Annotated in this window: 12 protein-coding genes; 10 read left to right on the forward strand and 2 right to left on the reverse strand. The window is 71.8% G+C overall.

Annotation, left to right across the window (positions count from 1 at the left end; translation table 11 throughout):
- Positions 1-157: 157 nt before the first annotated feature.
- From pdhA to CEQ11_RS05350, 3 genes are read left to right on the forward strand one after another with little or no spacing between them, the layout of a single operon-like run.
- Positions 158-1285, forward strand: a complete 1128-nt coding sequence (gene pdhA, locus CEQ11_RS05340; RefSeq protein ID WP_067189787.1) for a pyruvate dehydrogenase (acetyl-transferring) E1 component subunit alpha — start codon at positions 158-160, stop codon at positions 1283-1285.
- Positions 1282-2352, forward strand: a complete 1071-nt coding sequence (locus CEQ11_RS05345) for an alpha-ketoacid dehydrogenase subunit beta (protein WP_067189789.1) — start codon at positions 1282-1284, stop codon at positions 2350-2352. The genes pdhA and CEQ11_RS05345 overlap by 4 nt, the downstream gene beginning before the upstream one ends.
- Positions 2349-3794 carry a dihydrolipoamide acetyltransferase family protein gene (locus CEQ11_RS05350; RefSeq protein WP_088477977.1) on the forward strand — a complete coding sequence of 482 codons (1446 nt, stop codon included), beginning with the start codon at positions 2349-2351 and terminating at the stop codon, positions 3792-3794. Before CEQ11_RS05345 ends, CEQ11_RS05350 begins: the two co-directional genes overlap by 4 nt.
- A gap of 169 nt (positions 3795-3963) precedes the next feature.
- Here the strand turns inward: CEQ11_RS05350 and CEQ11_RS05355 are convergent, their stop codons facing one another.
- Both CEQ11_RS05355 and CEQ11_RS05360 read right to left on the reverse strand, forming a co-directional pair.
- Positions 3964-4437 carry a GNAT family N-acetyltransferase gene (locus tag CEQ11_RS05355; protein WP_082739721.1) on the reverse strand — a complete coding sequence of 158 codons (474 nt, stop codon included), beginning with the start codon at positions 4435-4437 and terminating at the stop codon, positions 3964-3966.
- A gap of 74 nt (positions 4438-4511) precedes the next feature.
- Positions 4512-5144: a TetR/AcrR family transcriptional regulator gene (locus tag CEQ11_RS05360; protein ID WP_067189792.1), complete on the reverse strand. Its 633-nt coding sequence runs from the start codon at positions 5142-5144 to the stop codon at positions 4512-4514.
- Between the two features lie 176 nt (positions 5145-5320).
- Here CEQ11_RS05360 and CEQ11_RS05365 point away from each other — a divergent pair, with 176 nt between their 5' ends.
- The 7 genes from CEQ11_RS05365 (at position 5321) to CEQ11_RS05395 (ending at position 14020) form a co-directional block, all read left to right on the forward strand.
- Positions 5321-6931: a carboxyl transferase domain-containing protein gene (locus CEQ11_RS05365; protein WP_067189794.1), complete on the forward strand. Its 1611-nt coding sequence runs from the start codon at positions 5321-5323 to the stop codon at positions 6929-6931.
- Positions 6931-9024 carry a biotin carboxylase N-terminal domain-containing protein gene (locus CEQ11_RS05370; RefSeq protein ID WP_088477978.1) on the forward strand — a complete coding sequence of 698 codons (2094 nt, stop codon included), beginning with the start codon at positions 6931-6933 and terminating at the stop codon, positions 9022-9024. Before CEQ11_RS05365 ends, CEQ11_RS05370 begins: the two co-directional genes overlap by 1 nt.
- A gap of 119 nt (positions 9025-9143) precedes the next feature.
- Entirely contained in the window at positions 9144-10334 is a 1191-nt protein-coding gene (locus CEQ11_RS05375) for an acyl-CoA dehydrogenase family protein (protein ID WP_088477979.1), read from the forward strand.
- 1 nt (position 10335) lies between these two features.
- Positions 10336-10935: a MaoC family dehydratase gene (locus tag CEQ11_RS05380; protein ID WP_369804914.1), complete on the forward strand. Its 600-nt coding sequence runs from the start codon at positions 10336-10338 to the stop codon at positions 10933-10935.
- A 78-nt stretch (positions 10936-11013) separates the two neighbouring features.
- Positions 11014-11874: a CoA ester lyase gene (locus CEQ11_RS05385; RefSeq protein ID WP_088477980.1), complete on the forward strand. Its 861-nt coding sequence runs from the start codon at positions 11014-11016 to the stop codon at positions 11872-11874.
- Between the two features lie 158 nt (positions 11875-12032).
- Positions 12033-12407, forward strand: a complete 375-nt coding sequence (locus CEQ11_RS05390) for a DUF485 domain-containing protein (RefSeq protein ID WP_088477981.1) — start codon at positions 12033-12035, stop codon at positions 12405-12407.
- Positions 12404-14020 carry a cation acetate symporter gene (locus tag CEQ11_RS05395; protein ID WP_088477982.1) on the forward strand — a complete coding sequence of 539 codons (1617 nt, stop codon included), beginning with the start codon at positions 12404-12406 and terminating at the stop codon, positions 14018-14020. Before CEQ11_RS05390 ends, CEQ11_RS05395 begins: the two co-directional genes overlap by 4 nt.
- Positions 14021-14160 lie beyond the last annotated feature (140 nt).

The following is a 14160-nucleotide window of genomic DNA, read 5'->3' on the forward strand; positions in this document are numbered from 1 at the left end:
GGGCTTCCGGCTGCCTCCGCGCGTGTTGTCAAGTCCTGTCCATGTGACTAGACTCACCCGGAGTCATCGGAGGTGACTGAGGCCACAACCGCGCCCGTGTCACCCGCCCCCGGACGGCGCCGAACACCTCCGGTGCCCGGTCACGAGAGTTGAGGACATGACGCAAGTCGATCTCCCCGCTGAGGCGGACATCCCGCAGTCAGAGCACCGCGAGTACCTGCAGGTGCTGGACGCCCAGGGCGTGCGCAGCGCCGAGCCCGAGTTGGACCCGTGGCTGGAGGACGTCGACGACGACGCCCTCTCCCAGCTGTACCGGGACATGGTCCTGATCCGCCGCCTCGACACCGAGGCCACCCACCTGCAGCGCCAGGGGCAGCTGGCCCTGTGGCCGCCGCTTCTCGGCCAGGAGGCCGCGCAGGCCGGCTCGGCCGCAGCGCTGCGCGAGGACGACTTCGTCTTCCCGTCGTACCGGGAGAACGGCGTCGCCCTGCTCCGCGGCGTGGACGCCCTCGGACTCATCCGCCTGTGGCGCGGCTCCACCTTCTCCGGCTGGGACCCGAAGGCCCACAAGGTGGCCGCCCAGCAGATCATCATCGGCGCGCAGGCTCTGCACGCCACCGGCTACGCCATGGGTGCCGCCATGGACGGGGACAAGTCCGCCACCATCGTCTACTTCGGCGACGGCGCGACCTCCCAGGGCGACGTCAACGAGGCCATGGTGTTCGCCGCCACCTACAAGGCGCCGGTCGTCTTCTTCTGCCAGAACAACCACTGGGCCATCTCCGAGCCGGTGACGCTGCAGTCGCCGCGGCACCTGGCCGACCGCCCGTGGGGCTTCGGCGTCCCGTCCCTGCGGGTGGACGGCAACGACGTGCTCGCCGTGCTGGCCGCGACCCGCCGTGCCGTGGAGCGCGCGGCGAACGGCGGCGGCCCGACCTTCATCGAGGCCGTCACCTACCGCATGGGCCCGCACACCACCGCGGACGACCCGACCCGCTACCGCTCGGACGAGGAGGTCGAGTCCTGGAAGGCCAAGGACCCGATCGACCGCGTGGCCGCCCACCTGCGGGCCAACGGCGTGGACATGGATGCCCTGGAGGCCGAGGCGACGAAGGAGGCCGACGCTCTCGCCGCGGACGTCCGCGCCGCTCTGGAGGTTCTCGAGGAGGCCGGCCCAGACGCCCTGTTCACCGAGGTCTACGCCGAGCCGCACCAGGAGCTCGCCCGCCAGCGCCGGGAGTCCGCGCTGTACCACGCCATGTTCGATGAGGAGGGCCAGGCATGAGCACCGAGAAGATGACCTTCGGCAAGGCGATCAACCGGGCCATGCACCGCGCGATGACGGACGACCCGAAGGTCGTCCTGATGGGCGAGGACATCGGCACCCTCGGCGGCGTCTTCCGCATCACCGACGGCCTGATCGACGAGTTCGGGGCCCAGCGCGTCATGGACACCCCGCTCGCCGAGTCCGGCATCATGGGCACTGCGCTGGGCCTGGCCTACCGCGGCTACCGCCCTGTCGTGGAGATCCAGTTCGACGGCTTCGTGTACCCGGCCTTCGACCAGATCGTGTCGAACCTGGCGAAGATGCGTGCCCGCACCGCCGGCAACGTGCAGCTGCCGGTCACCATCCGCATCCCGTTCGGCGGCGGCATCGGCTCCCCGGAGCACCACTCGGAGTCGCCCGAGGCCTACTTCATGCACACCGCCGGCCTGCGCGTGGTCTCGCCGTCCACCCCGCAGGAGGGCTACGACCTGCTCCGCGCCGCCATCGCCTCGGACGACCCGGTCGTCTACCTCGAGCCGAAGCGCCGCTACCACGACAAGGGCGAGGTCGACCTGGACGCCGAGATCCCGCCGATGGCCCCGGCCAAGATCGTGCGCGAGGGCAAGGACGTCACCCTGGTGGCCTACGGCCCGCTGGTCAAGACCGCCCTGCAGGCCGCCGAGGTGGCTGCGGAGGAGGGCATCGAGATCGAGGTGATCGACCTGCGCTCGATCGCCCCGATGGACTCCGGCCTGGTGGAGTCGTCCGTGCGCCGCACCGGCCGTCTGGTCGTGACCCACGAGGCCGGCCGCTCCGGCGGCGTCGGCGCCGAGCTCGTCGCCACCGTCACCGAGCGCTCCTTCCACTGGCTGGAGTCCCCGCCGGTGCGCGTGACCGGCTTCGACATCCCGTACCCGGCTGCGAAGCTGGAGGACTACCACCTGCCGGACCTGGACCGCATCCTCGACGGCGTGGACCGTGCCATGGGCCGACCCCACTCGCTCGACTCCGTGGACATGTTCGCCGCCCCCGAGACCGCCGCCGACTTCCTGGCCGCCCAGGCCCAGCAGGAGGGAACCCGATGACGAAGAAGATCTTCACCCTCCCCGACCTGGGCGAGGGCCTCACCGAGTCCGACATCACCTCGTGGCGCGTCTCCGTCGGTGACGCGGTCGAGGTGAACCAGGTGCTGGCCGACGTCGAGACCGCCAAGGCCGTCGTCGAGCTCTCCAGCCCCTATGCCGGCACCATCGCCGCGCTGCACGCCGAGGAGGGCGACACGGTGGACGTGGGCGCCCCGGTGGTGACCTTCGACCTCGGCGGCGACGACGGCGGCGACGACGCCCCCGCCTCCGACGGCGCCGAGGAGTCCGGCTCCGGTGACGGCCGCGTCCCCACCCTCGTGGGCTACGGCGCCGCCGCGGAGAAGGGTCGCCCGGCCCGCCGTGCCCGTCGTGGAGTCGGACAGGCCGCTTCGGCCGCCGCCACAGCCTCGGCCCCGGCCGCTCCGGCCGCTCCGGCCGCTCCGGCCGCGGCCCCGGCCGAGGCCCAGGCCACGGCGCCCGCAGCCCCGGCCGCCTCCTCCGGCTCCGGCGAGCGTCCGCGCTCCACTCCGCCGGTGCGCCTGTACGCCAAGCAGAACGGCGTGGACCTGGAGACTGTGACCGGCACCGGCGCCCACGGCGTGATCACCCGTGCCGACGTCGAGGCCGCCATCAACGGCGGCTCCGCTTCCGGCCCGGCAGGCCCCGCGTCCGCCGCCGCACCGGCCGCCGCTGCCGCCGCGGGCGCAGCGGCCGGAGCCGTGCGCACCCTCGGCGGTCGCGAGCGCGAGGTGTCCGTCCCGGTCAAGGGTGTCCGCAAGGCCACCGCCGCGGCGATGGTGAACTCCGCGTTCACCGCCCCGCACGTGACCGAGTTCCTGCAGGTGGACGTCACCGAGACCATGGAGCTGCTCGCCGAGCTCAAGGCCTCCCGCGAGTTCCGCGATGTGAAGCTCACCCCGATGACCCTCACCGCCCGCGCCTGTGTGCTCTGCATGGAGCGCACCCCGGACGTCAATGCCCGCTGGGACGAGGCGGCCGGCGCCATCGTGCAGCAGAACTTCGTGAACCTGGGCTTCGCCGCGGCCACCCCGCGCGGGCTCATGGTCCCGAACGTCAAGGATGCCCAGGCCATGGACCTGCGCGGCCTGGCCGATGCGATCCGCGACCTCACGGACAAGGCCCGGGAGGGCACGCTGGCGCCGGCCGAGCTGACCGGCGGCACCTTCACCCTGACCAATGTGGGCGTGTTCGGCGTGGACGCCGGCACCCCGATCATCAACCCGGGTGAGGGCGCGATCCTCGCCCTCGGCCAGGTCCGGAAGATGCCGTGGGAGCACAGGGGCGAGATCGCCCTGCGCGACGTCATGACGCTCTCCCTGTCCTTCGACCACCGCTTCGTGGACGGCGAGCAGGGCTCCCGTTTCCTCGCGGACGTCGGCGCCATGCTGCGCCGCCCGGGCATGACCCTCGCCATGGTCTGACCCGCACCGACTGCGCTCCATCCCGCGCACCGTCAGAGCGAAGGGCCCCGGAACCGTGTGGTTCCGGGGCCCTTCCGTGTCCGTTCCGGCCCGCCAGGGTCGGGGAGGAAAAGCACGACGACGGCCGCCCGCCCCGCGCTCCCGCCTCACCGGGGTCGGAGGGCGGGGCTCACTCTCCGGTGAGCTCGAGGATCTCCTCGGTGACGATTTCGGCGCGGGCGTTGGAGAAGACCTTCTCCTGGCCGACGACCTCGAAGCCGCGGCGCTTCAGGACCTTCTGGGAGCCGACGTTGTCCGTGGGCACGTGGGCCCGGACCGGGCGCTCTGCGAAGTCGGCGAGGAACTCGTCCACGGCCGCGGTGGTGAGGCCTCGGCCCCAGTATTCGCGGGCGGTCCAGAAGGACAGCTCCGGGATGCCGTCCTCGCGGGAGCAGACGAGGGCTCCGGCGGCGCGGCCCTGTTCGTCCTGGATGGTCTTCACCTGCGTCTTCTCGTCGTTCAGCAGGTGGTCCCAGTGGTAGTCGAACACGCCCCGGTCCTTCGGATTGCGCGGGGCGAACGCGGACATCACGTTGGCCTCGTCGTCCTGCTGGTGGGCGAAGAACTCGTCCAGGTCCTCGGGGCGGACATCTCGGAGCGACACGGCGGTGGACCTCTCTGTCACGGTGCGGTCTGCGGTCGCCGTCCGTCGGCACGGACGGGTGCGGCGGGTGCTGATCACGCTACCACCGCGGACCGGGCGCGCAGGGCGCCCCAGGCCATGGCGATCAGGGCCGGGCGGCGGGTGCGGCGGTCCGCGGGGGAGCGGCGCACAGAGCGCGGGGTGGAGTTGAGCAGGCCGAAGACGGCCTGGGCGCGGAAGACGGCGGCGGCCTCGTCCTCGTCCGGGTGGAGGACGCCGATGTGCTCCGCCCAGAGGTCGATGTATGCGCGCTGCACGCGGATCAGGTCCTGGCGCTCCTCGTCCGGCACCGAGCCGAGGTCCCTGTCCTGGACGCGGATGACGTCACGGCGGTGCAGGGCGAAGTCCGTGTGGAACTCGACGAGCGCCTCGAGGGCGTGCTCGCCGGGGCGGCGCCCGGCCACGGCGGCGCGGCCTCCGTCCAGCAGGCCGTGGGAGGCGCTCTCCAGGATCTGCGTCAGCACGGCGGCCTTGCCGCGGAAGTGGCGGTAGATGCCCGGGCCGGAGATGCCGCAGGCCGCGCCGATGTCCTCCAGGCGGACGGACTCGAAGCCGCGCTCGGCGAAGAGTCTCGCGGCGGCGTCGAGCAGGTCCTGGCGGCGCTGGGCCTTGGCCGCCTCCCGGGCGGTGACGGGCTCGGCGACGCTGGAGCTGCGGGGCGTGGGCATGCGGACCATCGTAACGGTGCACGTCGGCGCGGCCCGGCGGGCGACGGTCGGGCGGTCCGGCGGTCCTCGCGGGCCCGGCGCCCGGCATGCTGTGATGTGGACGACATGGGGATCGGGACAGTAGACTCGAGCCTGGTCTTCCAGTTAATCGCAATTCACTGAGTTGGAGGTCGGGCATGTCCGTCCTGTCCACGCGCGCCGTCCCCGAGTCCGCGGAGTTCGCGGACAACGTGGCCGGTCACGCCGAGCTCGAGAAGAGCCTGCGCGAGATCGTCGCGCGCACGGCCCTCGGCGGCAGCGAGAAGTCCCGTCAGCGTCACGTCTCCCGCGGCAAGCTGCTGCCCCGCGAGCGCGTGGACCTGCTGCTGGACGAGGGCTCGCCGTTCATGGAGGTCGGGGCGCTGGCCGCCCACGGCATGTACGACGGCGACTCCCCGGGGGCCGGCATGGTCGCCGGCATCGGCCTGGTGCACGGCCGGACCGTGATGGTCGTCGCCAACGACGCCACCGTCAAGGGCGGCACGTACTACCCGATGACCGTGAAGAAGCACCTGCGCGCCCAGGAGATCGCCCTCGAGAACGCGCTGCCCTGCGTGTACCTGGTTGACTCCGGCGGCGCCTTCCTGCCCCGTCAGGACGAGGTCTTCCCGGACCGCGAGCACTTCGGCCGCATCTTCCGCAACCAGGCGCTGCTGTCCTCGAAGGGCATCCCGCAGATCGCTGCGGTGTGCGGTTCCTCCACTGCCGGCGGCGCCTATGTGCCGGCCATGTGCGACGAGACCGTGATCGTCCGCAACCAGGGCACCATCTTCCTCGGTGGCCCGCCGCTGGTGAAGGCCGCGATCGGCGAGGACGTCACCGCCGAGGAGCTCGGCGGAGGCCGGCTGCACGCCGAGGTCTCCGGCGTGGCCGACCACCTGGCGGACGACGACACCCACGCGATGCAGATCCTCCGGGACATCGTGGCGACCCTGCCCCGCCCGAACGAGCCGGCCTGGACCGTGGTGGACCCTGTCGAGCCCGCCGTTGACCCGGAGCAGCTCACCGGCGTCGTCCCCGTGGACGTCAACGCGGCCTATGACGTGCACGAGGTCATCGCACGGATCGTGGACGGCTCCGAGTTCCACGAGTTCAAGGCCGGCTACGGCACCACCCTGGTCACCGGCTTCGCCCGGATCGACGGTCACCCGGTGGGCATCGTGGCGAACAACGGCATCCTCTTCGGCGAGTCCGCCCGCAAGGGCGCGCACTTCGTGGAGCTCTGCGACCAGCGTGGCGTGCCGCTGCTGTTCCTGCAGAACATCTCCGGCTTCATGGTCGGCCGGGACGCGGAGGCCGGCGGCATCGCCCGCGACGGCGCCAAGATGGTCACCGCCGTGTCCACCTGCCGGGTGCCCAAGCTGACCGTGGTGATCGGCGGCTCCTTCGGTGCCGGCAACTACGCGATGTGCGGCCGCGCCTACTCGCCGCGCTTCCTGTGGATGTGGCCGAACGCCCGCATCTCCGTCATGGGCGGCACCCAGGCGGCCTCCGTGCTCACCCAGATCAAGCAGGACGCCCGCGAGAAGGCGGGCGAGGAGCTGATGAGCGCCGAGGAGTCCGAGGCCTTCGCAGCCCCCATCCGCGCCCAGTACGAGGACCAGGGCAACCCCCTGTACTCCACCGCCCGCCTGTGGGACGACGGCATCATCACCCCGGGCCAGACCCGCCGCGTGCTGGCCATGGCCCTCGACGTCGTCTCCCGCCAGCCCCTGCCGGACACCCAGTTCGGCCTGTTCAGGATGTGATGCCCGTGTCCGAGAAGCTCTTCGACACCGTCCTGGTGGCCAACCGCGGCGAGATCGCGGTCCGCGTCATCACCACCCTGCAGCGCCTGGGCATCCGTGCCGTCGCCGTCTACTCGGATGCGAACGCGGACGCCGCCCACGTGCGCCTGGCGGACGAGGCCGTGCGGCTCGGCCCCGCCCCGGCCCGCGAGTCCTACCTGGACATCGACGCCGTGGTGGCGGCGTGCAGGGCCACCGGCGCCCAGGCCGTCCACCCCGGCTACGGGTTCCTCTCCGAGAACGCGGACTTCGCCCGTGCCCTCGATGCCGCCGGCGTGGTCTTCATCGGTCCGCCGGTGTCCTCCCTGGACGCCATGGCGGACAAGATCCGCGCCAAGGAGACCGTCTCCGCCTACGGGGTGCCCGTGGTCCCGGGCATCGCGGACCCGACCCTCACCGACGAGCAGATCATCGCCCGGGTGGACGAGGTCGGCTTCCCGCTGCTGATCAAGCCGTCCGCCGGCGGTGGCGGCAAGGGCATGTTCGCCGTCCACTCCAAGGACGAGCTGCCCGGCGCCCTGGCCTCGGCCCGCCGCACCGCGTCCAACGCGTTCGGCGACGACACCCTGCTGCTCGAGCGCCTCATCACCTCCCCACGTCACATCGAGGTGCAGGTCTTCGCGGACTCGCTCGGCACCACCGTGCATCTGGCCGAGCGCGAGTGCTCCCTGCAGCGCCGCCATCAGAAGGTCATCGAGGAGGCACCGGCCCCGCTGCTCACCGCCCACGCAGACGGCGAGGCCCTGCGCGCCCGCCTCGGTGACGCCGCCGTGCAGGCCGCCACCTCCGTCGGCTACGTGGGCGCCGGCACCGTCGAGTTCCTCGTCTCGGACGACAACCCGGACGAGTTCTTCTTCATGGAGATGAACACCCGCCTCCAGGTGGAGCACCCGGTCTCCGAGGAGGTCGTCCGGGTCCGTGGCGAGCAGCAGGACTTCGTCGAGCTGCAGGTCCGCGTCGCCGCCGGCGAGCCGCTCGGCTTCGTCCAGGAGGACGTGACCGTCGTGGGCGCGGCCGTCGAGGCCCGCGTCTACGCAGAGGACCCGGCGAACGGCTTCCTGCCGTCCACCGGGCAGGTGCTCACCTTCGTGGCCCCGCAGGGCGAGGGCGTCCGCGTGGACTCCCTGATGCATGTGGAGGACCCGGACTCCCAGCCCGAGGTCACCGGCTTCTACGACCCGATGATCGCCAAGGTCATCACCCGCGGCGCCGACCGTGCCGAGGCCATGGAGCGCCTCGACGCGGCCCTGAAGGACACCGTCCTGACCGGCGTCACCTCCAACCTCGCCTGGCTGCGCCACCTGGCGGCGCTGCCCGAGGTGCGGCAGGGCCGCCTGACCACCACGATGATCGACGGCATGGACGAGTGGTCCGCCCCCGAGCTGGACGAGGACACCCTCGCCGCCGCGGCCGGCGCGCTCGCCGAGGTGGACGTGGACACCGCCCACGAGGGCGCGGCGAGGCAGACCTTCGCCCGTCCCCGCGGCGGCCACGGCGCCTGGGCCGCGGGCGACGCCTGGCGCTCCGTCGGCGCCCCGGCCCCGACCCTGTCCGTCGAGGTCGACGGCGTCCGCCACAGCATCAGCCCGGTGCCCGTCGTCGCCGAGGAGGCGGACGAGCACGGCGCGGCCACGGACGCCCCGGAGCCGGCCGTGGACGCCGCGGAGATCCTGGTGCACCCGGCCGACCCGCGCACCGCCTGGGTCCGCCGTGACGGGTTCACCTGGCGAGTCCACCGCCAGACCCGCGCCGAGCGCCTCGAGTCCGCCCGCTCCGCCGCGGCCGCCCGCCTCGTCCCGGAGGGCGCCGGCTCCCCGGAGGCCCGGACCCCGATGCCGGGCACCGTGGTGGCCGTGCACGTGGCCACCGGCGACCGCGTGGAGGCCGGTGCGCACCTGGCTGACGTCGAGGCCATGAAGATGGAGCACCCCATCACCGCGGCCGTCGCCGGCACCGTGACCGTCCACGTGTCCCAGGGCGACTCCGTCCCGGCCCAGGGCCTCGTGGCCACCGTCGAGCCGGACGCCTCCGAGGCCCCGGCCCAGGACGCCTGACCCGACCGGGACGGTCCGCGGCCCCGCCGTCGCGTCCCGTCCTGCCACCAGCACACCCATCGACCAGACCGACCCGGCGCCCCGGCGCCGCACGGACGAGAAGAACAAGGAGCAGCCCCATGGCCAGCCCGAACCATCGCACCCTGCCCGCCCTGGACGAGGACTACCAGGCCCTCTCCGACACCGTCCGCGAGTTCGCGGACGAGGTCGTCGCCCCGGTCTCCGCCGAGCTCGACGAGAAGCACGAGTTCCCGTACGAGATCGTCGCCCAGATGGGCGAGATGGGCCTGTTCGGCCTGCCGTTCTCCGAGGAGTACGGCGGCATGGGCGGCGACTACTTCGCCCTGGGCCTCGCCCTCGAGCAGCTCGGCCGCGTGAACCAGTCCGTGGCCATCACCCTCGAGGCCGGCGTGTCCCTCGGTGCCATGCCGCTGTACAAGTTCGGCACCGACGAGCAGAAGCAGACGTGGCTGCCGGACCTCGTGGCCGGCAAGCGCCTGGCCGGCTTCGGCCTCACCGAGCCGAACGCCGGCTCGGACGCGGGAGGCACCCAGACCACCGCGAAGCTGGAGGACGGCAGCTGGCGCATCGACGGCGCCAAGGAGTTCATCACCAACTCCGGCACCGACATCACCTCGCTGGTGACCGTCACCGCCGTCACCGGCACCGTCGAGGGCAAGACCGGCCCGGACGGCAAGCCGGTCAAGGAGATCTCCACGATCATCGTCCCGTCGGACACCGAGGGCTTCACCGCGGCCAAGGCCTACAACAAGGTCGGCTGGAACTCTTCGGACACCCACCCGCTGCACTTCTCCGACGCCGTCGTGCCGGAGGAGAACCTGCTGGGCACCCGCGGCCGCGGCTTCGCGAACTTCCTGTCCATCCTGGACGAGGGCCGCATCGCCATCGCCGCGCTCGCCACCGGCGCCGCCCAGGGCTGTGTGGACGAGTCCATCGCGTATGCGAAGACCCGCACCGCCTTCGGCCGGAACATCGGCTCCTACCAGGCCGTGTCCTTCAAGATCGCCCGCATGCAGGCCCGCGCCCACGCCGCCCGCCTGGCCTACTACGAGGCCGCGCAGAAGATGCTGGCCGGCAAGCCGTTCAAGACCGAGGCCGCCATGGCCAAGCTGATCGCCGGCGAGGCCGCCATGGACAACGCCCGCGACGCGACCCAGGTGTTCGGCGGCTACGGCTTCATGAACGAGTCCCTGGTGGCCCGCCACTACCGAGACTCGAAGATCCTCGAGGTCGGCGAGGGCACCACCGAGGTGCAGCTGATGCTGATCGCCCGCGAGCTGGGCCTCTGACGTGGCCGAGCAGATGAAGCACGACGACGGCCGCCCGGCTGCCGAGGACCCCTCGCCCACGGCGGAGGGCACTGAGGGCGCCCGGGGCGCCGGGAGCGCCCCGGCCGAGCCCGAGGTGATCGAGCAGCGTGGCCGCTACGCGGACGAGATGGCGGTCGGCCAGGTGTACCTGCACCGTCCGGGCCGCACGCTCACCGAGGCGGACAACGTCCTGTTCACCACGCTGACCATGAACCCGCAGGCGCTGCACCTGGACCACGCGTTCGCGCAGTCGCAGCCGTTCGGCAAGCCGCTGATGAACTCGATGCTGACGCTGTCCACGCTGATCGGCCTGTCCGTGGGGCAGACCACGCAGGGAACGCTCGTGGCGCAGCTGGGGCTGGGGGAGATCTCCTTCCCGCACCCGGTCTTCCCCGGGGACACCCTGTACGCCCGCTCCACCGTGACGGCGATCCGCGAGTCCTCCTCGCGTCCCGGACAGCGGATCGTGACCTTCGACCTCGAGGGGACGAACCAGGACGGCGCGGTCGTGGCCAAGGCCCAGCGCACCTGCCTGATGTGGACACGGCAGGCGCACCGCGCCGCCGAGTCCGACGCCTGAGCGCACGGGGCGCCGCCCGGAAGCCGGGCGGCGCCCCGCCTCCTGCCCTCCCACCGACCTCTGCGAAGGAGCAGACCGATGACCGAGATCGCCGCGAAGGCCTGCACCCTGGGCCCGGCCGTCATGTTCACCCCGGCGGACCGCCCGGAGCGGTACGCCAAGGCCCTGGATCGCGCGGACGCGGTGATCCTGGACCTCGAGGACGCCGTCACCGCGGCGGACCGTCCCGCCGCCCGCGAGGCCGTGGCCGCAGCGTGGACCGAGCGGGCGTCCCAGGGCATCGACGCGGACCGCGTGGTGGTCCGCGTGAACCCGGTGGACACCGAGGACCACGCCGCGGACGTGGCCATGCTGAAGGAGACCGGCTGGCGGACCCTCATGCTCGCCAAGGCCGAGTCCGCCGCCCAGGTGGACCGTCTGGTGGAGGCGCTGGGGGAGGACACCCGGGTGGTGGCCCTCTGTGAGACCGCCCGGGGCGTGCTCGCCGCCGCCGAGCTGGCCGCACACCCGCACGTGACCGCCCTGATGTGGGGAGCCGAGGACCTTGTGGCCTCCATGGGAGGCACGTCCTCCCGCACCGTGGACGGCGCCTACCGTCAGACGGTGGCCCACGCCCGCTCCACCGTGCTGCTGGCCGCGGCCGCGCACGGCGCCGCCGCCTGGGACGCGGTCTACCTGAACCTCAAGGACCCGGACGGCCTGGCCGCCGAGGTCGAGGACGCCGTGGCCGTCGGCTGCCGCGCCACCGTGTGCCTGCACCCGAACCAGGTGGCCGACGTCCGCCAGGGCTACCGTCCCACTCACGAGCAGGTCGCCCGTGCCGAGGCGATCCTCGCCGAGGCGCGGAACCACCCGGGCGCCTTCGCGTTCGACGGCGGCATGGTGGACGAGGTCGTCCTCGCCCAGGCCCGTATCACGCTGGCCCGCGCCGGCCGCTGAGGCCCGGCAACGCCCCTGGTGGGTGCCGTGAGGGTGGGGCACGTCACGACGGCGTCACATGAATACATATCCTTGACTCGGGAAATGGGGTATTTCAGGATGACCGTGATCCGGGTCACATGATCCGGAGGCTCGCACACCTTTGGAGGAGCACCCTCATGGCCCCACCTGACACCACAGCGTCCGCCCCCACGCCGGCCCAGTTCCGTGCCGCCCAGAGTTCAGAGGAGTTCGGCGAGCTGCGCCGCACGCACCGCAGCTTCGTCTGGCCGATGACCGTGGCCTTCCTGGTCTGGTACATCCTCTTCGTGGTGCTCGGCGCCTTCTTCCACGACGTCATGTCCATCCGCCTGATCGGCAACATCAACCTGGGACTGGTCCTGGGCCTGCTTCAGTTCGTCAGCACGTTCGCCATCACCGCGGCCTACGTGCAGTTCGCCAACAAGAAGCTCGACCCGCGCGCCGCCGCGATGCGCGAGCGGCTCGAGGCCGAGGCCGGCGACGGCCGCCACGGTGAGGAGGAGATCCGATGAGCACCGTCATGCCCCTGCTCGCCGGCGAGACCGTCGGCACCCCGTGGGTGAACATGCTGATCTTCGGCATCTTCGTCGCCGGCACCCTCGTGATCGTCCTGCGGGCGTCGAAGAACACCGCCACCGCGGCTGACTACTACGCCGGCGGACGTGCCTTCACCGGCACCCAGAACGGCACCGCGATCGCCGGCGATTACCTGTCCGCCGCGTCCTTCCTGGGCATCGTGGGAGCCATCGCCCTCTACGGCTACGACGGATTCCTCTACTCCATCGGCTTCCTCGTCGCCTGGCTGGTCGCCCTGCTGCTCGTGGCCGAGCCGCTGCGCAACACCGGCAAGTTCACGATGGCCGACGTGCTCTCCTTCCGCCTGCGCCAGCGCCCGGTGCGCATCGCGGCGTCCCTGAACACCCTGGCCGTCTGCCTGTTCTACCTGCTGGCCCAGATGGCCGGCGCGGGCGCCCTCGTCTCGCTGCTGCTGGGCATCGACTCGAAGCTCGGCCAGTCCCTGGTCATCGTCATCGTCGGCGCGCTGATGATCCTCTACGTGCTGGTCGGAGGCATGAAGGGCACCACCTGGGTGCAGATCATCAAGGCGATCCTGCTGGTCACCTCGGTGATCGTCATGACCGTCTGGGTCATGGCCCTGTTCGGGTTCAACCTCTCCGCGCTGCTCGGCGGCGCCGTGGACGGCCATGGCGGCGACGAGGCCATCCTGGATCCGGGCCTGCAGTACGGCGCCTCGGCCGTGTCCCAGCTGGACTTCGTCTCCCTGGGCCTGGCGCTGGTGCTCGGCACGGCCGGCCTGCCCCACGTGCTGATGCGCTTCTACACGGTCCCCACCGCCAAGGAGGCCCGCAAGTCCGTGGTCTGGGCGATCATCCTGATCGGCCTGTTCTACCTGTGCACCCTGGTGCTCGGCTACGGCGCCGCCGCCATGATCGGTCCGGAGCGCATCTCCGCGGCGCCGGGCGGCCAGAACTCCGCGGCCCCGCTGCTGGCCTTCGAGCTCGGCGGCTCCCTGCTGCTCGGCATCGTCTCGGCCGTGGCGTTCGCAACGATCCTTGCGGTGGTCGCCGGTCTGACCATCACCGCCGCGGCCTCCTTCGCCCATGACATCTACTCCTCGGTGATCGCCAAGGAGCATGTGAGCCCGGAGAAGGAGGTGAAGATCGCCCGCCGCACTGTGCTGGTGATCGGTGTGCTCTCGATCCTCGGCGGCATCGGAGCCCAGGGGCAGAACGTCGCCTTCCTCGTGGCGCTCGCCTTCGCCGTGGCCGCCTCGGCGAACCTGCCGACCATCGTGTACTCGCTGTTCTGGAGGGGCTTCACCACCCGCGGCGCCCTGTGGTCCATGTACGGCGGCCTGATCACGGCCCTGGTGCTGATCGTCCTCTCGCCGGTGATGTCCGGCTCGGAGACCTCGATGATCCCGGGTGCCGACTTCGCGGTCTTCCCGCTGAAGAACCCGGGCATCATCTCGATTTCGCTGGCCTTCTTCCTCGGCTGGCTCGGCTCCGTGACGGAGAAGCGCACCGAGGATCCGGACAAGCAGGCCGAGATGGAGGTCCGTTCCCTCACCGGCGTCGGTGCCGAGAAGCCGGTCGACCACTGATCGCCTGACCGGGCCCACGCCCGCCACGACCCGCGGGGTCGGACCGTCACGGTCCGGCCCCGCGGGTCGTGCCAGGAAGGGTCCGTAGGATGGCCGGGTGAGCATCGCCGACGTCTCCTCCGCAGCCGCCCCGTCCGCCT

Source organism: Micrococcus sp. FDAARGOS_333 (assembly GCF_002206575.2).
GTDB classification, from domain to species: domain Bacteria; phylum Actinomycetota; class Actinomycetes; order Actinomycetales; family Micrococcaceae; genus Micrococcus; species Micrococcus lylae.

What these genes read in the sequence shown, in the direction of transcription:
- CEQ11_RS05360 (WP_067189792.1), bottom strand. Translation starts at nt 5,144, where the DNA reads ATGCCCACGCCCCGCAGCTCCAGCGTCGCCGAGCCCGTCACCGCCCGG.
- CEQ11_RS05350 (WP_088477977.1), top strand. Translation starts at nt 2,349, where the DNA reads ATGACGAAGAAGATCTTCACCCTCCCCGACCTGGGCGAGGGCCTCACC.
- CEQ11_RS05390 (WP_088477981.1), top strand. Translation starts at nt 12,033, where the DNA reads ATGGCCCCACCTGACACCACAGCGTCCGCCCCCACGCCGGCCCAGTTC.
- CEQ11_RS05395 (WP_088477982.1), top strand. Translation starts at nt 12,404, where the DNA reads ATGAGCACCGTCATGCCCCTGCTCGCCGGCGAGACCGTCGGCACCCCG.
- pdhA (WP_067189787.1), top strand. Translation starts at nt 158, where the DNA reads ATGACGCAAGTCGATCTCCCCGCTGAGGCGGACATCCCGCAGTCAGAG.
- CEQ11_RS05370 (WP_088477978.1), top strand. Translation starts at nt 6,931, where the DNA reads ATGCCCGTGTCCGAGAAGCTCTTCGACACCGTCCTGGTGGCCAACCGC.
- CEQ11_RS05345 (WP_067189789.1), top strand. Translation starts at nt 1,282, where the DNA reads ATGAGCACCGAGAAGATGACCTTCGGCAAGGCGATCAACCGGGCCATG.
- CEQ11_RS05365 (WP_067189794.1), top strand. Translation starts at nt 5,321, where the DNA reads ATGTCCGTCCTGTCCACGCGCGCCGTCCCCGAGTCCGCGGAGTTCGCG.
- CEQ11_RS05375 (WP_088477979.1), top strand. Translation starts at nt 9,144, where the DNA reads ATGGCCAGCCCGAACCATCGCACCCTGCCCGCCCTGGACGAGGACTAC.
- CEQ11_RS05385 (WP_088477980.1), top strand. Translation starts at nt 11,014, where the DNA reads ATGACCGAGATCGCCGCGAAGGCCTGCACCCTGGGCCCGGCCGTCATG.